Consider the following 22605-nt stretch of genomic DNA (forward strand, 5'->3'; position numbering starts at 1 on the left):
CGCCGTCGTACACATCCAGGCACCAGGAGGCACCCCGCGATGTCGGTACCCCAGCTCAGCGACGAGCAGCGCGGCGAGGAGATCCTCGCCGTCTTCGACACCGCCTTCGGCGAGCTCCTGGCCGCCGACCCCGCCGCGTTCCGGGTGAAGTTCCGGAAGATGGCGGCGTCGGCGTTCGCGTTCTACCGGGGCACGGCCTGCCTCTTCTACCACGACCTGGCCGCCGAGAAGCGGGGCGGCCCGTACCTGGACGAGCGCACCTCGCGCGTGTGGATCCACGGCGACCTGCACGCGGAGAACTTCGGCACGTACATGGACTCCAACGGCCGGCTGATCTTCAACGTCAACGACTTCGACGAGGCCTACGTCGGCCCCTTCACCTGGGATCTCAAGCGCTTCGCCGCCTCCGTCGCGCTCATCGGGTACGCCAAGGCGCTCAGCGACGAGCAGATCACCGAGCTGGTGCGGGTGTACACGGGCGCGTACCGCGAGCGGATCCACGCCCTGGCGACCGGCGCGAAGAGCGACGAGGTGCCGCCCTTCACGCTGGACACCGCCGAGGGCCCGCTGCTCGGCGCCCTGCGCGCCGCCCGCTCCCTGACCCGCTTCGAGCTGCTGGACTCGATGACGGAGATCCGTGACTTCGAGCGCCGCTTCGCCCCCGGCGGCGGCTCGATCGAGCTGGACGCGGCGACCCGGTACAAGGTCCTGGCGGCCTTCGACGGCTATCTGGAGACGCTGCCGGACGCGTCGCTGGCCCGCCCGGACTCGTACCGGGTGAAGGACGTGGTCGGACGCCGCGGCATCGGCATCGGCTCGGCCGGCCTGCCGTCGTACAACATCCTCCTGGAGGGCACCAGCGACGCCCTGGAGAACGACGTGGTGATCTACATCAAGCAGGCCCAGACCCCGGCCGTCTCCCGCCACGTCACCGACCCGGCGATCCGCGACTACTTCCAGCACGAGGGCCACCGCACGGTGATCTCGCAGCGCGCCCTGCAGCAGCACGCGGACCCGTGGCTGGGCTGGACCGAGCTGGACGGCGCGGGGCAGCTGGTCGCCGAGGTCTCGCCGTACGCGGTCGACCTGGACTGGGGCGACCTCGACGACCCGGAGGAGATCGCCGCCGTCGTCGCCGACCTCGGCCGGGCCACGGCGACCATGCACGCGGCGGCGGACGACACCTCCGGCGAGTCCCTGGTGCCCTTCTCCACCGAGCGCGCCATCGACGCGGCGATCGCGGCCGACGAGGACGGCTTCGTGGACCTGCTGACGGACTTCGCGCACGCCTACGGCGCACGCGCGCGTGCCGACCACCAGATCTTCGTCGACCTGTTCCGCAACGGCCGGATTCCGGGTCTGTGACGTTCCGTGCTCTCACAGGGACCTTTTAGGGGTCCCTTACCGGAGCGCATGACAGACTCTTCCTCGCTATGGACATATCCGGGATCCGACTCAGAGCGCTTCGCGCCGCGCTGTTCACGGCACTCGTCGTGACGCTCAGCACCGCGTCGCACGTGCTGCTGTCGCAGGTCCCGCTGCCGCTGAACACGGTGGCCGCGGTCGCCGCCGCCGTGTTCGCGGCCTCCTACGCCCTGGCCGGCCGCGAACGCGGCTTCGGGCCGATCGCCGCCCTGCTGATCCCGCTGGAGCTGGCCGCCGACACGGTCTTCACCACCGGTCAGCACGTCTGCTACGGCCCCGCGGGCGGACCGGTGACCGGCCCGCTGCGCTCGGTCGGCTGGAACCTGCTGTGCGGCACCACCACCCAGGTCGGCACCCCGCTGACCCGGATGACCGAGACCACCGGCACCGACCGGCTCACGGCGCTGCTCGCCCACGCGGACCCGGCCACCGCCTGGCTGCTGCTCGGCGCGCACGTCGGTGTCGGCCTGCTCGCCGCCGCCTGGCTGCGCCGCGGCGAGCGTGCCCTGACCCAGCTGCTGCGGGCGGTCGCCGCGACGACGTTCCGGCCGCTGCTGCTCGCGGTCGCCGCGATCACCGTGCGGCCGGCCACCACGGTCCGGCGCCTCGGGCGCACCGGCCCGCCCGTCGCCGTCGCCCGCGAGCGGCTCCTCGTGCACTCCCTGGGACGGCGGGGCCCGCCGTGCTCGGTCGCCCTGGTCTGAGCGACCCCTCCGGTCGCCGGGCCGGCCCCACCGAGCACGACCAGTCCCCCACACGCATCCCGCGCAGGACATCTGCGCGTCCCACAGGGAGAAGACCAGCATGAGCAAGCGGAACAGCCAGGCGGCGAAGACGGCGGCCCGGGAGCGGCTGCGCCAGGAGCGCGAGCGTCAGGCCAAGCGGGCCAAGGTCAAGCGGCAGGCCATCGTGGCCGCCTCGGTCGTCCTCGTCCTGGCGGCGGCCGGCGGCATAGGTTACGCCGTCGTCCAGGCCAACAAGCCCAGCCACTGGGAGGCCGTCAAGGACGAGAAGGTCGTCGCGCCGGCCAACACCACGGGCAAGAACGGCACGACGGTCGTCATCGGAAAGGCGAGCGCCAAGAAGACCCTGAAGGTCTACGAGGACCCGCGCTGCCCGATCTGCGCCCAGTTCGAGCAGACGGTCGGCTCGACCGTCAAGAAGGACTACGACGAGGGCAAGTTCAAGATCCACTACATCGGCGGAACCTTCCTCGACGGTGACACCGACAAGGGCGGCAAGCTGCAGATCGGTTCCCGCGGCGAGGGCTCCAAGAACGCGATGAGCGCCCTGGGCGCCGCGCTGAATGTGAGCCCCGAGGCCTTCCTGGAGTACAAGACGGCGCTGTACTCGGCGAAGTACCACCCCGAGGAGACAAACGACAAGTTCAAGAGCGACGCGTACCTGATCAAGGTGGCCAACACGGTCGATGCGCTGAAGGGCAACACGACGTTCCAGAACGCCGTCAAGAACGGCACGTACGACGCGTGGGCCCTGGCGATGTCCGAGACGTTCAACACGAACAAGGACGGAGTCAACGGCACGCCCAGTCTCGTCATGGACGGCAAGAAACTCACGGGCTCGGACGGCCAGAACGCACCGATGACCGTCGCCGAATTCAACACTGCCATCAACGCCGCGCTCAAGGCCTGAGGCCGACCGCGGCCTGCGGCCGTCCACACGCCTCCGTGGACGGCCGCAGCCGCCTTCCCTGAAGATCATTGACGCCGGAAGATTTCATGGCATATGCATGTCATGACCATTTTTCTGCATAGATCCAAGGGGGAAGGCAGATGACACTTCGCGCCAAGATCCTCGGCGGCACGCTGGCCGCAGGAGCGGCCATCGTGTTCGCAGCCGGTCCGGCGACCGCGGGCACGGATGTGTACGTCGACACGACGGACCCGTTCAACAGCGCCGCCGCCGGCTTCAAAGCGTATGGCGAGATATTCACGGTGTGTGACAACCGCGCCGACGGTATGCGGGCGAGCGGCCACATCGGCTGGACCGACTCGAGCGCCTCTCACTGGGTTCCGCTGGAGGACACCAACGGCGCCAACAACTCCTGCGCCCGCAAGGACCTGTCGATCGGCGAGGGAATCCCGGTAACCGTGCAGATCTGCGTCAAGAACGGCGCCAACGGCGACCCGAAGTACTGCGCCATCAAGCACGGGAAGGCGTAAGGCCAGTCACTGCGGCCACACACCGCGGATGGCCGCCGACCGAAGAGCGGGCGAACTTTTGCGAGTTCGCCCGCTCGCGCACGTACCGATCAGTAACCTGTTCGGTCGTGACCAGTCGATACAGATCATCCGAGGCATCCCAGGCCGTCAACTCTCGCTCGCCCCGCCGCCGTACGGTCGTCAAGGCCGCGGCGGCGACCGCTGTGCTGGCAGGCCCGCTCGCCGCCGCGCTCCCGGCCCGCGCCGCCGCGGACACGCCCGCCTTCCTGCACGGTGTCGCCTCCGGCGACCCGCTGCCCGACGGCGTGCTGCTGTGGACCCGGGTGACCCCCACGTCCGAGGCGGTTCCCGGTTCCGGGCTCGGCCCGGACACCCGGGTCGGCTGGATCGTCGCCCGGGACAAGTCGCTGACCGACGTCGTGGCCGAGGGCTCCACCACCGCGACCGCCGCCACCGACCACACCGTCAAGGCGGACATACGCGGCCTCGCCCCCGCCACCGACTACTGGTTCCGCTTCTCGGCCGACGGCACCGACTCCCCCGTGGCCCGTACCCGCACCGCGCCCGCCGCCGACGCGGCCGTGCCCGGCCTGCGCTTCGGTGTGGTCTCCTGCGCCAACTGGGAGGCCGGCTGGTTCGCCTCGTACCGCCATCTCGCGGCCCGCGGCGACCTGGACGCCTGGCTGCACCTCGGCGACTACATCTACGAGTACAAGTCCGGGGAGTACGCGGCCCGCGGCACGGTCGTGCGCCCGCACGCGCCCGCCCACGAGATCATCACGCTCGCCGACTACCGCACCCGGCACGGCAAGTACAAGACCGACCCGGACCTGCAGGCCCTGCACCACAAGGCGCCGGTCGTCGCGATCTGGGACGACCACGAGTTCGCCGACAACGCGTGGTCGGGCGGCGCGGTCAACCACACCGAGGGCGCCGAGGGCACCTGGACCGACCGCAAGGCGGCCGCCAAGCAGGCCTACTTCGAGTGGATGCCGGTCCGCCCGGCGATCGAGGGCACGACCTACCGCCGGCTGCGCTTCGGCAAGCTCGCCGACCTGTCGCTGCTGGACCTGCGCTCCTTCCGCTCCCAGCAGGCGTCCACGGCCAGCGGTTCGGTCGACGACCCGGACCGCACGATCACAGGACGCGCCCAGCTCGACTGGCTGAAGGCCGGGCTGAAGACCTCGGACACCACCTGGCGGCTGGTCGGCAACTCGGTGATGATCTCGCCGTTCGCCATCGGCTCCCTCTCCGCCGACCTGCTGGGGCCGCTCACCAAACTGCTCGGGCTGCCGCGCGAGGGCCTGGCCCTCAACACCGACCAGTGGGACGGCTACACCGACGACCGCCGCGAGCTGCTGGCGCACCTGCGCTCCCACGCCATCCGCAACACGGTCTTCCTGACCGGCGACATCCACATGGCGTGGGCCAACGACGTGCCGGTGGACGCCGGGACGTACCCGCTGTCGGCCTCCGCCGCCACCGAGTTCGTCGTCACGTCGGTGACCTCCGACAACCTCGACGACATCGTGAAGGTCCCCGAGGGCACGGTCTCCGCGATCGCCTCGCCGATCATCCGCGCCGCCAACCGCCACGTCCACTGGGTCGACACCGACCGCCACGGCTACGGCGTGCTGGACATCACCGCCGCCCGCGCGCAGATGGACTACTACGTCCTGTCCGACCGCACGGACAGGAACGCGACGTCCAGGTGGGTACGTTCGTACCGCACCCGCACCGGTACGCAGAAGGTCGAGCGCGCCTACGACCCCGTGTAGCCCCCGGCTACAGGCTTTGGAGGAAGCCGAGTGCCACCCGCCAGGTGGCCTCGGCCGCCTCCTCGTCGTAGTCCGGCAGGCCGGGATCGGTGTACAGGTGGCCCGCGCCCGCGTATCGGTACACCTCGACGTCCGCGCCCGCCCTGCCCATCTGCAGATACCAGGCGCTCAGCCAGTCGTCCGTCTCGAAGGGGTCGGGCTCGGCCACGTGCAGCTGGACCGGCAGGTCGTCCACCGCGGCGTTCGGCGCGATGTCCGACGTGCCGTGCAGGAGCAGCAGTCCCCGGGCTCTCTCGTCGCCGAGCGCGAGGGTCTGCGCGACGGAGGCGCCGAGCGAGAACCCGGCGTAGACGAGCCCTCGCTCCGAGTAGGGGGCCGCGGCCAGGACGGCCCGCTTGAGCAGCTCGTCCTTGCCGGTCTCCGCGTTGAACGCCATGCCCTCCTCGACCGTCTCGAACGTACGCCCGTCGAAGAGGTCCGGGGTCCACACCTCGTGCCCGGCGCCGCGCAGCCGGTCCGCGGCCTCGCGCACCGCGGGCCGCAGGCCGTAGGTCGAGTGAAACAGCATGATGTTCATGAGGCCATGGTGCCAGCCGGGTCCGACAGCGCCCTCCCGCGGCCTTGCCCGGATCGAGGTTCAACTCACATGTTCATGACCCCCCGCAGCCGGTTACGTTCGGAGGCATGGAGAACGTACTGCGTCCGCTGATCGTGCTCGGCGGCTCGGTCGTGCTCACGCTGATCATCGGCTGGGCCACCGATCAGCTGCTGCGCAAGGCCGACGAACGGCACCGGGAGACGCCGCTGTGGGGGCTGCTGCGCCGTGCCCGGGTGCCCTACCAGATGGTGATCTGCGCCGCCTTCCTGAGAGGCTCCTACGACCAGTTGCAGCGCTTCCGGGACTACCGGGTCGGCATCGGCCAGGTGCTGACCCTGGTCCTGATCGGTGCCACCGCGTGGCTGGTCGTGCGGATCGCCGCCGCCATCGTCGAGACGTCCTACAGCCGTTACGCGCGCGTCCACCACGACGCCGCCCGGGTGCGCCGGGTGCGGACCCAGGTGTCGCTGATCATGCGCGTGGTGACGGCGATCGTCGGGGTGGTGGCCGTGGCCTCGATGCTGCTGACGTTCCCGGCCATGCGCGCGGCCGGCGCGTCGCTGCTGGCGTCGGCCGGCCTCGTCGGCATCGTCGCCGGTGTCGCCGCCCAGTCGACGCTCAGCAACATGTTCGCCGGCTTCCAGATCGCCTTCGGCGACATGGTGCGCATCGGCGACACGGTCGTGGTCGACGGCGAGTGGGGCACGGTCGAGGAGGTCACCCTGACCTTCCTGACCGTACGGACCTGGGACGAGCGCCGGATCACCATGCCGGTGTCGTACTTCACCTCGAAGCCGTTCGAGAACTGGTCGCGCGGCGGCAACCAGATGACGGGCACCGTCTACTGGCACCTCGACCACACCGCGCCGGTCGAGGAGATGCGCGAGCGGCTGCGGGACATCCTGCGCGAGTGCCCGGCCTGGGACGGCCGTGCCTGCGGCGTGGTGGTCACCGACTCGACCCCGAACACCATCCAGGTCCGCGCCCTGGTGACGGCCAAGGACGCGGACGACATCTGGACGGTCCGGGTCACGGTGCGCGAGCAGATGCTCGACTGGCTGTGCAAGAAGCACCCGTACGCCCTGCCCCGCGTCAACACGGCGGAGGCGGTCCTGCCGACGGACTGGCCCACCGCGGACGGGCAGCACGACGGCCACCGGGAGTGGCGCGACGGCCACTCCGACGGCGCCGCCACCGCGCGCCGTGTGCCGGAGCCGCCGCGGCCGGGGCGCGGCTGAGACGGGAGTGCCGCCGGGGCCGTACGGGTGCGCCCGTACGGCCTCAGTTGCCGCGCTCCGCGCCCCCGTTGACCTGGACGATCTGCGAGGTGACGTGGCCCGCGCCCGGGGAGGCGAGCCAGTGCAGCGTCGAGGCGACGTCACCGGGCGTACCGGCGCGCCCGGTCGAGGTGTCGGCGATGAGCCGCTCACGCCGCGCCGGGTCGATCCGCGCCCCGAAGAACTCGGTGTCCTCGACGTAGCCCGGCGCGACCACGTTCGCGGTGATCCCGCGCGGCCCCAACTCCCGTGCCAGGTCATGGGCGTACGGGTGCAGCGCGGCCTTGGCGCCTGCGTACGCCCCGGTCCCGGACCCCCGGTACGCCGCGATGGAGCTGACGAACAGCACCCGCCCGCCCGGGGAGGCGAGCCGGTCCTTCAGCGCCTCCGTGAGCAGCGCGGCGGTCAGCGTGTTGATCCGGAAGTTGACGGTCCAGTCGTGCGCGACCCGGTCGAGCGGGTCCTCGCTCGCGGACCCGGGCTCCAGCTGCCCGGTGCCCCCGGCGCCGTGGACGAGCACGTCCACCGTCCCGAACTCCTGCGCCACGAAGCCGGCGACGCCTCGTACCGCGGCCGGGTCACTGAGGTCGGCGGCGTACGTCGACGCCCCGGGCACCCCGGCCCTGCCGAGCACGTCCGCCCGGCGCCCCAGCAGCAGGACACGGTCCCCGTCCGCTGCGAAGACTCGGGCCGCGGCGAGCCCGATTCCCGTACCGCCGCCACTGATCACGACATTGCGAGCCATGAGGCGACTCTACGAAGCCTCGTCGCCGTTCGCGATCGATATCCGGGCGGCGGGGCGAACGGGCGGACGGGCCCACAGGCCCACAGGCCCTGAGCCCGGCAGGCGGACAGGCCGCGAAACGGAGAGGGCGGGGCGTCGAGGTCGCCGCCGGACGCCGCGGGTCACCGCAGACTGCGCACGTCCAGATGGCGCAGCACCCGGTCCACGATCTCCGGGTCAGCCCCCGGCTCACTGCGCGCGGACAGCACCTCGTGCCGCGCGGCGCTCAGCAACTCGCCCTGGATCCGGCGCATCCGCTTGAGCCGGCGCACCCGCATCTCGTGCGCCTCCCGCCGCTCCTCCTCGCCCATCTCGGGGCTGATCCGCACCCCGATCTCGAAGGCCCGCCGCAGCATCTGCTCGGACAGTTCCTCCGGCAGCTCCTCGACCTCCTCGATCTCCCGCAGCCTCCGCCTGGCCGCCTTGGCCGCCCGCACCGCAAGCGCCCTCTCGAACTCCTTCTCCCGCTCCGTGTCGGACCGCACGCCGAGCCGCTTCACCAGCCACGGCAGAGTCAGTCCCTGGAGCACCAGCGTCGCCATGATCACGCCGAAGGCGATGAACACGATCTCGTCCCGGTCCGGGAAGGCCGAGCCGTCCTCGGTCTCCAGCGGGATCGCCAGCGCCAGCGCCGCCGAGGCCACTCCGCGCATCCCCGACCACCACATGATGACGGTCTCCCGCCAGCTCATCGGGATGTCCTCGTCGTGGTCCCGCTGGGCGTGCAGCCGTTTGGTGAGCCAGGTCGCCGGCAGCAGGTACACCAGCCGTACGACGACCACCACGGCCGCGATCACGCCGGCCCACCCGAGCATCTCGCTCCAGTGCCCGGACGCCGTCCGGATCGCGTTGTGCAGTTCGAGCCCGACCAGACCGAACGCGACGCCCGTGACGAGGGTGTCGACGATGTCCCAGAACGTGTGCCCGGCGAGCCGTGTCATCACGTCGTCGGGGTCGGTGCCGTACTCGGAGAGGAACAGCGCGGTGGTCAGGACGGCGAGCACCCCGGAACCGTGCAGCTCCTCGGCGAGGACGTACGAGGCGTAGGGCACCAGCAGCGTCAGGCCGACCTGCAGGGTCGCGTCGCCCAGCAGGTCCAGGAGCCGGTTGGCGCTCCAGCCCAGGGCCACGCCGACGGCGACGGCGACGACGGCGGACAGCACCAGGTCGAGCCCGGCCCTCCCCGCGTGGAAGTCACCGCTGACGGCGGCGGCGACCGCGACGTGGTACAGCACGATCGCCGTCACGTCGTTGAACAGGCCCTCGCCCTCCAGGATGGACACGATCCGGCGGGGCAGTCCCAGCTGCCCGGCGACGGCCGTCGCGGCGACCGGGTCGGGCGGCGCCACGAGCGCGCCGAGCGCCACGGCGGCGGCGACGGGCAGCCCCGGCACGATGCTGTGCGCCACGGCGGCGACGCACACGGTGGTGACGAAGACCAGGGCCACCGCCAGCAGGAAGATGGGCCGGCGATTGGCCGCGAACTGCCGCCAGGAGGTGCGCCGCACCGCCGCGTACAGCAGCGGCGGGAGCAGCAGGGGTAGGATGAGGTCCGGCGGCACGTCGACGTTCGGTACGAAGTCCACCACGGCAAGGACGATCCCCAGCAGGGTCATCAGCACCGGCGCGGGCAGCCCGAACCGGTCCCCCAGCGGGACACTCACCAGGGCCCCGAGCAACAGCACGAACAGCAGGGCCAACTGATCCACGGTCAGCGCTCCGGGCGGGTCGACGTACGGCAGCAGGCCTCAAGCCTGCCACGCCGCCGCTCCGACCAGCGTCTTCAGCCCGTGGGCCGCAGCACGCGCCGCATCGCGCGGTGCGGGATGCCCGCCTCCGGGTACTCCGGTCCGTACGCCTCGTAGCCGAGCCGCTCGTAGAACCCCAGCGCGTGCGTCTGCGCGTGCAGGTCCACGGCCGCCAGCCCCCGCGCGTGTGCCGCGTCCTCGATGGCCCGCACCAGCGCCACGCCGACGCCGAGCCCGCGCGCGTCCCGGGTCACCGCGAGCCGCCCGAGCGAGCCCACCGCCGGATCGCCGCCGGTCTTCGCGGCCGCCGCCGCGCCGTGCAGCAGGCGCCCGGTGCCGAGCGGCACGCCGTCCTCGCGCACGGCCAGCACATGCACGGCCACGGCGTCGTACTCGTCGTACTCCAGGTCCTCGGGCACCCCCTGCTCGGCGACGAAGACGTCCTTGCGCAGAGCGAAGCACGTCTCCAGGTCGGCGGGGTCCCCGGCGACGCGCACCTCGTACGCGTGCGTGCTCATCCGTACGTCTCCTCACGGACCTGGTCCAGGGCCTTCTGCAGGTCGGCCGGGTAGTCGCTCTCGAACTCGGCCCACTGCCCGTCCCCGGGGTGCTCGAAGCCGAGCCGTACGGCGTGCAGCCACTGGCGGGTCAGATGCAGCCGCTTGGCGAGCGTCGGGTCGGCGCCGTAGGTGAGGTCGCCGACACAGGGGTGGCGGTGGGCGGCCATGTGGACGCGGATCTGGTGGGTGCGGCCGGTCTCCAGCTTCACGTCGAGCAGGGAGGCCGAGCGGAACGCCTCGATGAGGTCGTAGTGGGTGACGGAGGGCTTGCCGTCGGCGGTGACCGCCCACTTGTAGTCGTGGTGGGGGTGGCGGCCGATGGGGGCGTCGATGGTGCCGCTGGTCGGGTCGGGGTGGCCCTGGACGAGCGTGTGGTACCGCTTGTCGACCGTGCGCTCCTTGAACTGCCGCTTGAGCGAGGTGTACGCGCGCTCCGACTTGGCCACCACCATCAGGCCCGAGGTGCCCACGTCGAGGCGGTGCACGATGCCCTGGCGCTCGGCGGCGCCGGAGGTGGAGATGCGGTAGCCGGCGGCGGCCAGTCCGCCGATGACCGTCGTACCGGTCCAGCCGGGCGACGGGTGGGCGGCGACGCCGACCGGCTTGACGATCACGACCACGTCATCGTCGTCGTACACGATCTCCATGCCCTCGACGGGCTCGGCGACGATCTGCACGGGCGCGGGCGCCTGCGGCATCTCGACCTCGAGCCACGCCCCGCCGTGCACCCGCTCCGACTTCCCGGCCACCGATCCGTCGACCGTGACCTTCCCCGCCGCGGCGAGCTCGGCCGCCTTGGTCCGGGAGAAGCCGAACATGCGGGAGATGGCGGCGTCGACGCGCTCGCCCTCCAGGCCGTCGGGCACGGGCAGGGTACGGATCTCGGGAATCGTGCTCACCCGTCGAGTATGCCGGACGGGGCGGACGGCCCGGACCGGAGCCTGTGGATCAAGCCCGCCGCACCCCCGCCGCGCCCCTCCCCGCGGTCAGTCCTTGTGGACGGTGCCGTCCGGGTCGAGCCCCTTGAACGACAGCAGCACGATCAGGATGCCGCCGCACACGATCGCCGAGTCCGCCAGGTTGAAGACCGCGAAGCCCTTGGGCGAGATGAAGTCGACGACCGCGCCCTCGAAGACGCCGGGCGAGCGGAAGATCCGGTCGGTGAGGTTGCCGAGGGCGCCGCCGAGCAGCAGGCCGAGCGCGATCGCCCAGGGCAGGCTGTAGAGCTTGCGGGCGAGCCGGGCGATCACCACGATGACGGCCGCCGCGATCACCGTGAAGATCACGGTGAAGGCCTCGCCGAAGCCGAAGGCCGCGCCCGCGTTGCGGATCGCCTCGAGCTTCAGCCAGTCCCCGATGATCTGGATCGGCGCGTGGTGCTCCAGCTTGGCGACCACGATCATCTTGCTGATCAGGTCGAGGGCGTACGCGAACGCGGCGACCGCGAACAGCACGACGACACGGCGCTTGCCCCTAGGGCGTGCGGTACCGCCCTGCTCCGGCTCGGCCCCCGCTGCCTCTGGGGTGTCCGGGGTACCGATGATGCGCTCCGCCTCTGCCACGTGAGTCCCTCAACCTAGATACCTGACTGAGGACGAGGGTACGACACGCCTCCCGCCCCCATCAGTACCGGCGTTCCTGCTTCTGCTTGCACTCCACGCACAGGGTGGCCCGCGGGAACGCCTGCATCCGGGCCTTGCCGATGGGGTTGCCGCAGTTCTCGCAGAGACCGTAGGTGCCGGCGTCCAGCCGCTGCAGGGCGCGCTGCGTCTGTTCGAGCATCTCGCGCGCGTTGGCGGCGAGCGCCAGCTCGTGCTCGCGGGTGATGTTCTTGGTGCCGGTGTCCGCCTGGTCGTCGCCCGCGCCGTCGCCGGAGTCCCGCATCAGGCCGGCGATGGCGTTCTCGGACGAGGTGATCTCCTCGTTCAGCCGGGTCGCCTCGGCGTGCAGCTCGGCCCGCGCCTCCTCGACCTCCTGGGGGGTCCAGGGGTCCTCACCGGGACGTACCGCCAGTTCGCCGGGCTCCGCCGCGGCGATTCGCGCCTTGGGCAGGGCCGTCTTCGCCGCCGTGGCCGTGCCTGGAGTCTTCTTCGCAACCACCTCAGTGGCTCCCGTCTCCTCCGCGGCCTGAGCCGCACCCACCGTCTTGGCCGTACGTTTCCTGCCCACACCCGCACTCTTGGCGCGCGTGGCCTTGCCCTTCGCGACCGTGCTCTCCTCACCCGCACGCCCGCCGGCCGAGCTCTTGCCGCCCGCGGACCCGGCAGCCGCGGCCGCCTTGCCCCCGGCCTTCGCGGCCACGGCCGCCTTGGCCGCGGTCTTCGCGGCCGCCGGCTTCCTGCCCGCGCGCTTCGTGGCCGCGGCCTTCCCGGTACGGCCCCTCGCGGCCGCCGCCGTCCCGGCCGTGGCCTCCTCGTCCGCGGCCTCGGACGCGGCGCCCCGGCCGCCGCCCGCGCTCTCCCTCGCCGGGGCCTCCTGCTCCGCGGCCTCGGCGGCCGCGGTCCTCCTGCCCGCGCGCTTCGTGGCCGCGGCCTTCCTGCCCACGGCCTTCTTCGCCGCGGTCTCCTCACCCTCGGTCCCCGAAGCCGCGGTCTTCCTACCGGCAGGCTTCACGGCACCGCCCTTCCTGGCCGTGGTCTTCGCGGCCGTGGTCCTTGAAGCCGAGCCCTTCCTGGCCGCGGACTTCCCGGCCGCGGTCTTGGTACCCGCAGCCTTCCCGGCCGCGCCCTTCGCGGCGGTGGTCTCCTCGTCGCCCACCCCTGCAGCCGGGCCCTTCTTCGCCGCGGTCTTCGCAGCCGTGGTCCTCCTGGCCGCGGGCTTCCCGGCCGCGGTCCCCCTGGTCGTGCCCGCGTCGGCCGTAGCCGCCGCGTCCCCGGTCCTTCCTGCCCTGCTCTTCGCGGCCGCGGACGCGGACGCCTTGGCCGCGCCCTTCCCGCCCTCGGTCCTCCTGCCCGCGCCGGTCCCCTCCCCGGACTTCCCGGTCGCGGGCGCACCCGTCACGGTCTTCTTGCCGGCGCCTCGCTCGTGCGAGCCCCGTCCTTCGCCGCCCTTCGCCCCGGCCGCCCCCGTGCCCCCCGCTCCGCCCCGGCCCTCCCCCGCGGCCGACCTGGCCGGCGAAGCCGTGCCGGAGGCCGACGTCGCTCTCTTGGTGGCGGGCTTCCCGGCGTGCTTCGCCGCGCCCGGCCCTCCCCCTCCGGCCACCCCCCGCATGGCCGCCGTGGACGACGCCGGCTGCTGTACGGCGGTCTTTTTCGCCACCATGGCCGCGGCCCCTTCACATTTTGTGATCTTGCACGCGAATCGTGCTGGGACGATAAATCGACTTCAGTCCCGCGGCAACGGGGCACACCGCCCGATTCGCCCGGCCCGCGCACGCCGCTCCGCGAGCCTGCATGCGTTGTGCCCAGCTCCCCGCGGGGTAATCCGCCGGGCCACCCGTCCCAGAATCCGAACACGCGTACCGCCCCATTCGGGTCATCTCCGGCCGCCCGGCCGCCGGACCCCCGGGTACCCCGAAATCGGTCGGCCGCTGTCCTCGCGGCGCCGTACACTGGGCGCAGCGAAAAGCATGGATGGGGACGAGTAGCGGCGTACGCGGCCCAGAGCGACCCGGGGACGGTGGAAGCCCGGGGGCGAGCGCGACGCGAAGATCACCCCGGAGCCGCCGGAAGAAAGCCGCAGCCGACAGGCAGCGGCCGGTAGAACCGGCATCGCGACCCCAATGAGGGGGCTCACCGTCGCACACCCGGCGCCGGCGGGCCAAGGAGGGTGGTACCGCGGGAGCCCGCCGAAACCGGCGTAGAGACAGACACGGCTCTCGTCCCTCCGGACGGAAGGCAGCAAGTCCGCCGGAGGAAGCCCGCTGATGACAACGCCGACGTACCGCCAGGTGCCCGCCCAGGTCGACCTGCCCGCGCTGGAGCACGCCGTGCTCGACTTCTGGCGCGAGCAGAAGATCTTCGCCAAGACCCTGGAACAGTCCGAGGGCCGCCCCGAGTGGGTCTTCTACGAGGGCCCGCCCACCGCCAACGGCATGCCGGGCGCCCACCACATCGAGGCCCGCGTCTTCAAGGACGTCTTCCCCCGCTTCCGCACCATGCGCGGCCACCACGTGGCCCGCAAGGCCGGCTGGGACTGCCACGGCCTCCCGGTGGAGCTCGCGGTGGAGAAGGAGCTCGGCTTCAGCGGCAAGCAGGACATCGAGGCGTACGGCATCGCCGAGTTCAACGCCAAGTGCCGCGAGTCGGTGACCCGGTACACGGACGCCTTCGAAGAGCTCACGACCCGCATGGGGTACTGGACCGACCTCACCGACCCCTACCGCACGATGGACCCCGAGTACATCGAGTCGGTCTGGTGGTCGCTCAAGACGATCTTCGACAAGGGCCTGCTGGTCCAGGACCACCGCGTCGCCCCCTGGTGCCCCCGCTGCGGCACCGGCCTGTCCGACCACGAGCTGGCGCAGGGCTACGAGACGGTCGTCGACCCGTCCGTCTACGTCCGTTTCCCGCTCACCTCCGGTCCGCTCGCCGGCGAGGCCGCGCTCCTGGTGTGGACGACGACCCCCTGGACGCTGGTCTCCAACACGGCTGTCGCCGCGCACCCCGGGGTCACCTACGTCGTGGCGACCGACGGCGAGGAGAAGGTCGTCGTCGCCGAACCCCTCGTCGGCAAGGCGCTCGGCGAGGGCTGGGAGACCACCGGCCAGACCTTCACCGGCGCCGAGATGGAGCGCTGGACGTATCAACGACCGTTCGAGCTCGTCGAGTTCCCGGAACCCGCCCATTTCGTCGTCAACGCCGAATACGTCACGACCGAGGACGGCACGGGCCTGGTCCACCAGTCCCCCGCCTTCGGCGAGGACGACCTCAAGGTCTGCCGCGCCTACGGCCTGCCCGTGGTCAACCCGGTCCGCCCCGACGGCACCTTCGACCAGGATGTCCCGCTGGTCGGCGGTGTCTTCTTCAAGAAGGCGGACGAAAAGCTCACCGAGGACCTCCAGCAGCGCGGCCTGCTGTTCAAGCACATCCCGTACGAGCACAGCTACCCGCACTGCTGGCGCTGCCACACCGCGCTCCTCTACTACGCGCAGCCGTCCTGGTACATCCGCACCACGGCCGTCAAGGACCGCCTCCTCCAGGAGAACGAGAACACCAACTGGTTCCCGGACACGGTCAAGCACGGCCGGTACGGCGACTGGCTGAACAACAACATCGACTGGGCGCTGTCCCGCAACCGCTACTGGGGCACCCCGCTGCCGATCTGGCGCTGTGAGGAGGGCCATCTCACCTGCGTCGGCTCCCGGGCGCAGCTCACCGAGCTGACCGGCACCGACCAGTCCGGCCTGGACCCGCACCGCCCGTACATCGACGACGTCACCTTCCCGTGCCCCGAGTGCCGGCAGACGGCCACGCGCGTGCCGGAGGTCATCGACGCCTGGTACGACTCGGGTTCGATGCCGTTCGCGCAGTGGGGCTACCCGTACAAGAACAAGGAGCTGTTCGAGGCCCGTTACCCGGCGCAGTTCATCTGCGAGGCGATCGACCAGACCCGCGGCTGGTTCTACACGCTGATGGCCGTCGGCACCCTGGTCTTCGACAGGTCCTCGTACGAGAACGTCGTCTGCCTCGGCCACATCCTCGCCGAGGACGGCCGCAAGATGTCCAAGCACCTGGGCAACATCCTGCAGCCGATCCCGCTGATGGACCAGCACGGCGCGGACGCGGTGCGCTGGTTCATGGCGGCCGGCGGCTCCCCGTGGGCGGCACGCCGCGTGGGTCACGGCACCATCCAGGAGGTCGTCCGCAAGACCCTGCTGACGTACTGGAACACGGTCGCCTTCCAGGCCCTGTACGCGCGCACCTCGAACTGGGCGCCCAGCGCGGCGGACCCGGCCCCGGCCGACCGCCCGGTGCTGGACCGCTGGCTGCTGAGCGAACTGCACGCGCTCACCGACCAGGTGACCGAGTCGCTGGAGACCTACGACACCCAGCGCGCCGGAAAGCTCCTGTCCGCGTTCGTCGACGACCTCTCCAACTGGTACGTCCGCCGCTCCCGCCGCCGCTTCTGGCAGGGCGACAAGGCGGCGCTGCGCACCCTGCACGAGGTCGTGGAGACGGTCACCAAGCTGATGGCCCCGCTGACCCCGTTCATCACCGAGCGGGTGTGGCAGGACCTGGTCGTGCCGGTGACGCCGGGCGCGCCGGAGTCGGTGCACCTGTCCTCCTGGCCGGAGGCGGACCTGTCGGCGATCGACCCCGAGCTGTCGAGGCAGATGGTCCTCGTCCGCCGTCTCGTCGAACTGGGCCGTGCCACGCGCGCCGAGTCGGGCGTGAAGACCCGCCAGCCGCTGTCCCGGGCGCTCGTCGCCGCGTCCGGCTTCGACGCGCTCGACCGTGAACTGCACACGCAGATCACGGAGGAGCTGAACGTCAGCTCCCTCGCCTCCCTGTCCGAGGTCGGCGGCAGCCTGGTCGACACCACGGCGAAGGCCAACTTCCGCGCCCTGGGCAAGCGGTTCGGCAAGCGCGTCCAGGACGTGGCGAAGGCCGTCGCGAACGCGGACGCCGCCGCGCTGTCCCTGGCCCTGCGCGAGGGCACCGCGACGGTCGAGGTCGACGGTGAGACGATCACCCTCGCCCCGGACGAGGTGATCATCACCGAGACCCCGCGCGAGGGCTGGTCGGTGGCGTCCGACGCGGGTGCCACGGTCGCCCTCGACCTGGAGCTCACCGAGGAGCTGCGCCGGGCGGGCCTCGCCCGCGACGCGATCCGCCTGATCCAGGAGGCCCGCAAGAACAGCGGCCTCGACGTCGCGGACCGGATCGCCCTGCGCTGGACGTCCACGGACCCGGCGGTCATCGCCGCCCTGTCCGAGCACGCGGGCCTGATCTCGGACGAGGTCCTGGCCACCGACTTCGCCCAGGGCGAGGCCGACGACTCCTACGGCGCCCCGTTCACCGACGAGGGCCTGTCGCTCACGTTCCGCCTCCACAAGGCGTAACCGCGCGGCACGCCCCGGGCCCGGCCGCCGGAGGAGCGGCCGGGCCCGGCTCCGTGAGCGGCCGACAACAGAGATCAACACGCGTAAAAGGGCGGGGCCCCGGATCGAAATCCGGGGCCCCGCCCTTGGTGAACGCTGCCGACGCCTACCGCGTACTACTGGCCGGGACGGCCGTCAGTTGTCGTCCTCGTCGATCAGGAACCCGCGCATCGGCGAGGGGGCCTGACCCATCGGGGACGGGCTCTGCGGGCGGACCGGCGCCATCGGCTGGGTCATCGCCGGGGACATCTGCTGCTGGCCGCCGTAGGACGGGGCAGCGGGGCTCGGCGCACCGCCCATGCTCTGGTTGCCGCCGTACGACGGGGCGCTCGCGCCGGCCGGTGCCATGGAAGGCGCGGGGGACGGCGGCAGGGACGCGGTCGCCGGGGTGCGCGGCGGAGCCAGCGAGTCGTCGGCCTGGGTCTCCAGCTGACGCAGCTGGGACTCGAGGTACGACTTCAGGCGCGTACGGTACTCGCGCTCGAAGCCGCGCAGGTCCTCGACCTTGCGCTCCAGCGTGGCGCGGGCGGACTCCAGGGAGCCCATCGCGACGCGGTGCTTCTCCTGCGCGTCCCGCTCCAGCGCGTCGGCCTTGGCGCGGGCGTCACGCTCGAGGCCCTCGGCACGCGAACGCGCCTCGCCCACGATCTTGTTGGCTTCGGAACGGGCCTCGGCGATCGCCTGGTCGGCGGTCTGCTGGGCCAGCGAGAGGACGCGGGCGGCGCTGTCGCCGCCGGGGCCCTGACCGGGGCCGCCCATCGGGCCACCCATGGGGCCGCCCATCGGACCGCCCATCTGCTGCTGCATGGGGGGCTGGCCGCCCATCGGGCCCTGGCCCATGGGGCCCTGACCCATCGGCCCCTGACCCATCGGACCGGGACCCTGGTGACCGCCCTGACCACCACCGGGACCGGCGGGCAGCTGCGGAGCACCGCTGGGCAGCTGGGGCGGGCCTCCCATGGGGCCGCCCATCTGCTGCTGCGGCGGGCCCGATATGCCGGCGGGCACGGGAGCGCCGGGACCGCGCATGCCCTGCTGCGGGTGCTGCGGGTGCTGCGGGTGCTGCTGGTCCTGCGGACCGGGGCCACCGGGCCCACCAGGTCCACCGGGACCACCAGGACCGCCGGGACCCTCCGGAGGCTTGCGCATGTTCTGCTGGTTCTGGGCGGCGGCACGGGTGGCCGCGGCCAGCTTGGCGCGCAGGTCCTCGTTTTCCCGGAGCAGGCGGGTCAGTTCGGCTTCGACCTCGTCGAGGAAGGCATCGACCTCGTCCTCGTCATAGCCTTCTCGGAGGCGGACGGTCGTGAACTGCTTGTTCCGCACGTCCTCGGGGGTCAACGGCATCTCTTCACCTCAACGTAGTCGTCGGCATTCGGCAAGACGGTAGGTCACATCGCTCATCACAGCCGGCTCACGATCGAGATCAGGATGTAGACGATGATCATCAGTACGAAGAAGGACAGGTCGAGCGCCACGCCCCCGAGACGCAACGGCGGGATGAACCGCCGCAGAAGCTTGAGTGGTGGATCAGTGACAGTGTAGGTGGCCTCCAGAACGACCACCATCGCCTTGCCGGGTTGCCATGAGCGGGCGAACTGGAAGACGTAGTCCATGACCAACCGGAAGATGAGCACGATGAGGAAGCACATCAGCGCGATGTAGATCACATCAAGGACCACGCTCATGACTCGTGCTTCCCTCTCCCCTGTTTCCGTGCTGCTTGATACTGCTTTGTACCGCTGATTCCGGTCGTGCGTCTCAGCTCTGGTTGAAGAACCCGCCCTCTGCGATGCGGGCCTTGTCCTCCGCCGTGACATCGACGTTAGCAGGCGACAACAGGAACACCTTCTGCGTCACCCGCTCGATGCTGCCGTGAAGACCAAACACCAATCCTGCCGCAAAGTCGACAAGTCGCTTCGCGTCTGTGTCATCCATCTCAGTCAGATTCATGATCACCGGGGTGCCCTCACGGAAGTGTTCCCCGATGGTACGGGCCTCGTTGTAGGTCCGCGGGTGGAGTGTGGTGATCCGGTAAGGCTCTCGTTCCGACACGACCTTGGGCATGATCACCGGTGCGTTCTTCTCCAGGCTTGCGCGTTCTTGTGTGATGGACGCCACGGGCGCGATACGCGCCGGACGACCGGATTCCGCGGGTAGCGAAGCGGAACGGCCGACCGGTTCACGCGCCGCCGGCGGCTGCACGATTCGCACCTCTTCGTCCCTTTGGGACTGATGTGCCACGTGCTGCTGGTGGGACGGTTCATGCCGCCTGTGATCCCGTTCGGGCTCGGGGTCCAGCTCGGGCTCGAAATCGTCATCGGGGTCGAATCCCCTGCCGTCGTACCCATCGTCCTCCACGAGGCCGAGGTAGACCGCCATCTTGCGCATCGCGCCGGCCATGCTCTGAGTCCTCCGCTCTGTGGTGGATCCGCTGACGACCGCCAAGTGCCCGCGATCCACGAGGTCGTTGCGCCCGCCTTCGACGACATTGACCATATTTTCTGCTGTGGTCCGACTTCCTGGCGACGTTACCCGAGCCCGGGGCGGACTCCGAGTACCGCCGTACCGACGCGTACATGTGTCGCCCCGGCCGCCACGGCCTGTTCGAGGTCCGCACTCATTCCTGCCGAGACCATGTTCGCAGCCGGACGGGTTCGGCGCAGGTCGGTCGACAAATCCATCAACCGCTCGAACGCCGCCCGTTCACGGCCCGCGTACGGCCCGGTCAGCGGCGCGACGGTCATCAGACCGTCCCACCGCAGACCCGGCGACCGGGCGACCAGTTCGCCCAACTCTTCGATTCCGTCGGGCCCGACGCCCCCGCGCTCGCCCCGCCCGCCCTCGTCCGCGTCCAGCGCGACCTGGACCAGGCAGCCGATCTCGCGCCCCTGCCGCACGGCCTCCTTGGAGAGCGCCGTGACCAGCCGGGCCCGGTCGACGGATTGCACGAAGTCGGCATAACCGACCACGGAACGGACCTTGTTGGTCTGCAACTGGCCCACGAAATGCCATGTCAGCGGCAGATCCGAGCACTCCGCGGCCTTGGGCGCCGCGTCCTGGTCCCGGTTCTCCGCCACGTGCCGCACACCGAGCTCCGACAGGATCCTCACGTCGCTCGCCGGGTACGTCTTGGTGACCACGATCAGGGTCACCTCCTCGCGCTTGCGTCCGGCGGCGTCACAGGCGGCGGCGATACGACGCTCCACCTTCGCCAGGTTCGCGGCGAGTTCGCGCTTACGGTCCGTCATGCCCCTCAGTCCAGCCAGACATATCCCGCGAGTCGCCCCGTGGTCCGGTCGCGACGGTACGAGAAGTGATCGCCCGACTCGATCGTGCACACCGGCGACTGCTCCCGGTCGCGCACCCCGAGCCGTTCGAGCTGGGCGAGCACTCCGGCGGTCACGTCGACCGCGGGGGTGCCCCAGCTCGTCTCGGAGTGCGCCGCCGGTTCCACGGCGGCCACGTCGGCGCGCATCTCCTCGGGCACTTCGTAGCACCGGCCGCACACGGCGGGGCCGGTGCGGGCCACGATCCGGCCCGGCTCGGCACCGAGTTCGGTCATGGCCCGTACGGCGGCGGGGACGATCCCGGCGACCATGCCGGGCCGCCCCGCGTGGGCCGCGGCCACCACCCCGGCGACGGGGTCGGCGAGCAGGACGGGGGTGCAGTCGGCGGTGAGGACGGCGAGGGCGAGACCGCGCCGCGCCGTGACGACGGCGTCGACCTCGGGCGCGGGACGATCGCCCCACGGTCCGTCGACCACCGCCACCTCCGCGCCGTGCACCTGGTTCATCCAGACCACCCGGGCCGGGTCGAGGCCGAGGGACGTGGCCGCCAGCTCGCGATTGGCCCGTACCGCGCCGGCGTCGTCACCGACCGCTCCGCCGAGGTTGAGCTGCTCGTACGGAACGGCGCTCACCCCGCCCCACCGGTCGGTGAAAGCGAAGTGCGCGCCGTTCACGGTGCTTGTCCCGGAATGCTGTCCTATCACTTCAGGAAGTCCGGGACGTCCAGCTCCTCCGCGCCGCTTTCCGCGTAGGACCGCGACGGCGGGACCGGCGGGGTGGCCGGGAGCTCGTTCGCCGGCTCGGGTGCGGGCTCCGCGTTCTCCTTCGGCGTGACGCTGCCGAGCGAGCCGAAGGAGGGGCGGCTCTCGGACTGCCGCGCGGGGGCCGGCTCCTCGCGGCGGGTGGAGGGGGAGGACGAGCCGAGGACGTTCTCCCGCTTGGCGGGCGGCTGGCCGCCGTCGAAGCCGGCCGCGATGACCGTGACCCGCACCTCGTCGCCGAGGGCGTCGTCGATCACCGCGCCGAAGATGATGTTGGCCTCGGGGTGGGCGGCCTCGCTCACCAGCTGCGCGGCCTCGTTGATCTCGAACAGACCGAGGTCGGAGCCGCCGGAGATGGAGAGCAGCACGCCGCGGGCGCCGTCGATGGACGCCTCCAGCAGCGGCGAGGAGATCGCCATCTCGGCCGCGGCCACCGCGCGGTCGTCGCCGCGGGCCGAGCCGATGCCCATGAGGGCCGAACCGGCTTCCGACATGACCGACTTGACGTCGGCGAAGTCGAGGTTGATCAGGCCGGGCGTGGTGATGAGGTCGGTGATGCCCTGGACGCCGGAGAGCAGGACCTGGTCGGCCGACTTGAAGGCGTCCAGCACCGAGACCTGGCGGTCCGAGATGGACAGCAGCCGGTCGTTCGGGATCACGATGAGGGTGTCGACCTCTTCGCGGAGCTCGGCGATGCCGTCCTCGGCCTGGTTGGCCCGGCGCCGTCCCTCGAAGGTGAACGGGCGGGTGACCACACCGATGGTGAGGGCGCCCAGGGAGCGGGCGATGTTGGCCACGACGGGCGCGCCGCCGGTGCCGGTGCCGCCGCCTTCACCGGCCGTCACGAAGACCATGTCGGCCCCCTTGAGGACCTCTTCGATCTCCTCGCGGTGGTCCTCGGCGGCCTTGCGGCCGACGGCCGGGTTGGCTCCGGCGCCGAGTCCGCGGGTGAGTTCACGGCCGACGTCGAGCTTGACGTCGGCGTCGCTCATCAACAGCGCCTGTGCGTCCGTGTTGATGGCAATGAACTCGACACCCTTGAGACCGACCTCGATCATCCGGTTGATGGCATTGACACCACCGCCGCCGACACCGATGACTTTGATGACTGCGAGGTAGTTCTGCGGTGCTGCCACGTCGAAGGCCTCTCGCCTCGAGTTAC

At 71.2% G+C, this 22605-nt stretch carries 20 protein-coding genes; 7 read left to right on the top strand and 13 right to left on the bottom strand.

The window, feature by feature from the left end:
- The first annotated feature begins 39 nt into the window (after positions 1-39).
- The 5 genes from ACIRPX_RS12370 (at position 40) to ACIRPX_RS12390 (ending at position 5386) form a co-directional block, all read left to right on the top strand.
- Positions 40-1365 (top strand): DUF2252 domain-containing protein, encoded by a 1326-nt coding sequence (locus ACIRPX_RS12370; RefSeq protein WP_404192206.1) that lies wholly within the window; start codon positions 40-42, stop codon positions 1363-1365.
- A gap of 68 nt (positions 1366-1433) precedes the next feature.
- Entirely contained in the window at positions 1434-2129 is a 696-nt protein-coding gene (locus ACIRPX_RS12375) for a hypothetical protein (protein WP_404192208.1), read from the top strand.
- 100 nt (positions 2130-2229) lie between these two features.
- Positions 2230-3078, top strand: coding sequence for a thioredoxin domain-containing protein (locus ACIRPX_RS12380; protein WP_404192210.1), 849 nt, complete (start codon positions 2230-2232; stop codon positions 3076-3078).
- Between the two features lie 140 nt (positions 3079-3218).
- Positions 3219-3608: a hypothetical protein gene (locus ACIRPX_RS12385; RefSeq protein WP_404192212.1), complete on the top strand. Its 390-nt coding sequence runs from the start codon at positions 3219-3221 to the stop codon at positions 3606-3608.
- A 107-nt stretch (positions 3609-3715) separates the two neighbouring features.
- A complete protein-coding gene (locus ACIRPX_RS12390; RefSeq protein WP_404192214.1) occupies positions 3716-5386 on the top strand; it encodes an alkaline phosphatase D family protein in 1671 nt (556 codons plus the stop codon).
- Between the two features lie 7 nt (positions 5387-5393).
- Here ACIRPX_RS12390 and ACIRPX_RS12395 read toward each other — a convergent pair whose 3' ends face one another.
- Positions 5394-5963 carry a dienelactone hydrolase family protein gene (locus ACIRPX_RS12395; RefSeq protein WP_404192217.1) on the bottom strand — a complete coding sequence of 190 codons (570 nt, stop codon included), beginning with the start codon at positions 5961-5963 and terminating at the stop codon, positions 5394-5396.
- Positions 5964-6070: 107 nt separating this feature from the next.
- On the opposite strand from ACIRPX_RS12395, the gene ACIRPX_RS12400 reads away from it, so the two are divergent.
- Positions 6071-7222 carry a mechanosensitive ion channel family protein gene (locus ACIRPX_RS12400; RefSeq protein WP_404192220.1) on the top strand — a complete coding sequence of 384 codons (1152 nt, stop codon included), beginning with the start codon at positions 6071-6073 and terminating at the stop codon, positions 7220-7222.
- 43 nt (positions 7223-7265) lie between these two features.
- On the opposite strand, the gene ACIRPX_RS12405 is transcribed toward ACIRPX_RS12400, so the two are convergent.
- The 6 genes from ACIRPX_RS12405 to ACIRPX_RS12430 all read right to left on the bottom strand — a co-directional run bounded on the left by ACIRPX_RS12405 (position 7266) and on the right by ACIRPX_RS12430 (position 13614).
- The gene (locus ACIRPX_RS12405) at positions 7266-8006 is read right to left on the bottom strand and encodes an SDR family NAD(P)-dependent oxidoreductase (RefSeq protein WP_404192223.1); all 741 of its coding nucleotides are present in this window, start codon (positions 8004-8006) and stop codon (positions 7266-7268) included.
- Positions 8007-8167: 161 nt separating this feature from the next.
- Positions 8168-9754, bottom strand: a complete 1587-nt coding sequence (locus ACIRPX_RS12410; protein WP_404192226.1) for a Na+/H+ antiporter — start codon at positions 9752-9754, stop codon at positions 8168-8170.
- A gap of 74 nt (positions 9755-9828) precedes the next feature.
- The gene (locus ACIRPX_RS12415; RefSeq protein ID WP_404192229.1) at positions 9829-10311 is read right to left on the bottom strand and encodes a GNAT family N-acetyltransferase; all 483 of its coding nucleotides are present in this window, start codon (positions 10309-10311) and stop codon (positions 9829-9831) included.
- Positions 10308-11252, bottom strand: a complete 945-nt coding sequence (locus ACIRPX_RS12420) for an RluA family pseudouridine synthase (protein ID WP_404192232.1) — start codon at positions 11250-11252, stop codon at positions 10308-10310. The genes ACIRPX_RS12415 and ACIRPX_RS12420 overlap by 4 nt, the downstream gene beginning before the upstream one ends.
- Before the next feature lie 87 nt (positions 11253-11339).
- Positions 11340-11915 (bottom strand): signal peptidase II, encoded by a 576-nt coding sequence (lspA, locus tag ACIRPX_RS12425; protein WP_404192235.1) that lies wholly within the window; start codon positions 11913-11915, stop codon positions 11340-11342.
- 61 nt (positions 11916-11976) lie between these two features.
- A complete protein-coding gene (locus ACIRPX_RS12430) occupies positions 11977-13614 on the bottom strand; it encodes a TraR/DksA family transcriptional regulator (protein ID WP_404192237.1) in 1638 nt (545 codons plus the stop codon).
- A gap of 604 nt (positions 13615-14218) precedes the next feature.
- On the opposite strand from ACIRPX_RS12430, the gene ileS reads away from it, so the two are divergent.
- Positions 14219-17356 carry an isoleucine--tRNA ligase gene (gene ileS / locus ACIRPX_RS12435; RefSeq protein WP_404192239.1) on the top strand — a complete coding sequence of 1046 codons (3138 nt, stop codon included), beginning with the start codon at positions 14219-14221 and terminating at the stop codon, positions 17354-17356.
- A 174-nt stretch (positions 17357-17530) separates the two neighbouring features.
- Here the strand turns inward: ileS and ACIRPX_RS12440 are convergent, their stop codons facing one another.
- The 6 genes from ACIRPX_RS12440 to ftsZ all read right to left on the bottom strand — a co-directional run bounded on the left by ACIRPX_RS12440 (position 17531) and on the right by ftsZ (position 22579).
- The gene (locus ACIRPX_RS12440; RefSeq protein WP_404192242.1) at positions 17531-18739 is read right to left on the bottom strand and encodes a DivIVA domain-containing protein; all 1209 of its coding nucleotides are present in this window, start codon (positions 18737-18739) and stop codon (positions 17531-17533) included.
- A 56-nt stretch (positions 18740-18795) separates the two neighbouring features.
- A complete protein-coding gene (locus tag ACIRPX_RS12445) occupies positions 18796-19080 on the bottom strand; it encodes a YggT family protein (protein ID WP_016435858.1) in 285 nt (94 codons plus the stop codon).
- 73 nt (positions 19081-19153) lie between these two features.
- A complete protein-coding gene (locus tag ACIRPX_RS12450) occupies positions 19154-19795 on the bottom strand; it encodes a cell division protein SepF (protein WP_404192861.1) in 642 nt (213 codons plus the stop codon).
- Between the two features lie 128 nt (positions 19796-19923).
- Positions 19924-20643 (bottom strand): YggS family pyridoxal phosphate-dependent enzyme, encoded by a 720-nt coding sequence (locus tag ACIRPX_RS12455; RefSeq protein WP_404192245.1) that lies wholly within the window; start codon positions 20641-20643, stop codon positions 19924-19926.
- Between the two features lie 5 nt (positions 20644-20648).
- A complete protein-coding gene (gene pgeF, locus ACIRPX_RS12460) occupies positions 20649-21356 on the bottom strand; it encodes a peptidoglycan editing factor PgeF (RefSeq protein ID WP_404192247.1) in 708 nt (235 codons plus the stop codon).
- Between the two features lie 26 nt (positions 21357-21382).
- Positions 21383-22579: a cell division protein FtsZ gene (gene ftsZ, locus ACIRPX_RS12465; protein WP_404192249.1), complete on the bottom strand. Its 1197-nt coding sequence runs from the start codon at positions 22577-22579 to the stop codon at positions 21383-21385.
- Positions 22580-22605: the final 26 nt, after the last annotated feature.

The sequence above is a fragment of the Streptomyces sp. NPDC101225 genome (assembly GCF_044767585.1).
GTDB lineage: Bacteria > Actinomycetota > Actinomycetes > Streptomycetales > Streptomycetaceae > Streptomyces.

What these genes read in the sequence shown, in the direction of transcription:
- ACIRPX_RS12440 (WP_404192242.1), bottom strand. Translation starts at nt 18,739, where the DNA reads ATGCCGTTGACCCCCGAGGACGTGCGGAACAAGCAGTTCACGACCGTC.
- ACIRPX_RS12450 (WP_404192861.1), bottom strand. Translation starts at nt 19,795, where the DNA reads ATGGCCGGCGCGATGCGCAAGATGGCGGTCTACCTCGGCCTCGTGGAG.
- ACIRPX_RS12370 (WP_404192206.1), top strand. Translation starts at nt 40, where the DNA reads ATGTCGGTACCCCAGCTCAGCGACGAGCAGCGCGGCGAGGAGATCCTC.
- ACIRPX_RS12385 (WP_404192212.1), top strand. Translation starts at nt 3,219, where the DNA reads ATGACACTTCGCGCCAAGATCCTCGGCGGCACGCTGGCCGCAGGAGCG.
- ACIRPX_RS12380 (WP_404192210.1), top strand. Translation starts at nt 2,230, where the DNA reads ATGAGCAAGCGGAACAGCCAGGCGGCGAAGACGGCGGCCCGGGAGCGG.
- ACIRPX_RS12415 (WP_404192229.1), bottom strand. Translation starts at nt 10,311, where the DNA reads ATGAGCACGCACGCGTACGAGGTGCGCGTCGCCGGGGACCCCGCCGAC.
- ACIRPX_RS12395 (WP_404192217.1), bottom strand. Translation starts at nt 5,963, where the DNA reads ATGAACATCATGCTGTTTCACTCGACCTACGGCCTGCGGCCCGCGGTG.
- ACIRPX_RS12455 (WP_404192245.1), bottom strand. Translation starts at nt 20,643, where the DNA reads ATGACGGACCGTAAGCGCGAACTCGCCGCGAACCTGGCGAAGGTGGAG.
- ileS (WP_404192239.1), top strand. Translation starts at nt 14,219, where the DNA reads ATGACAACGCCGACGTACCGCCAGGTGCCCGCCCAGGTCGACCTGCCC.
- ACIRPX_RS12430 (WP_404192237.1), bottom strand. Translation starts at nt 13,614, where the DNA reads ATGGTGGCGAAAAAGACCGCCGTACAGCAGCCGGCGTCGTCCACGGCG.
- ACIRPX_RS12405 (WP_404192223.1), bottom strand. Translation starts at nt 8,006, where the DNA reads ATGGCTCGCAATGTCGTGATCAGTGGCGGCGGTACGGGAATCGGGCTC.
- ACIRPX_RS12445 (WP_016435858.1), bottom strand. Translation starts at nt 19,080, where the DNA reads ATGAGCGTGGTCCTTGATGTGATCTACATCGCGCTGATGTGCTTCCTC.
- ACIRPX_RS12400 (WP_404192220.1), top strand. Translation starts at nt 6,071, where the DNA reads ATGGAGAACGTACTGCGTCCGCTGATCGTGCTCGGCGGCTCGGTCGTG.
- ACIRPX_RS12375 (WP_404192208.1), top strand. Translation starts at nt 1,434, where the DNA reads ATGGACATATCCGGGATCCGACTCAGAGCGCTTCGCGCCGCGCTGTTC.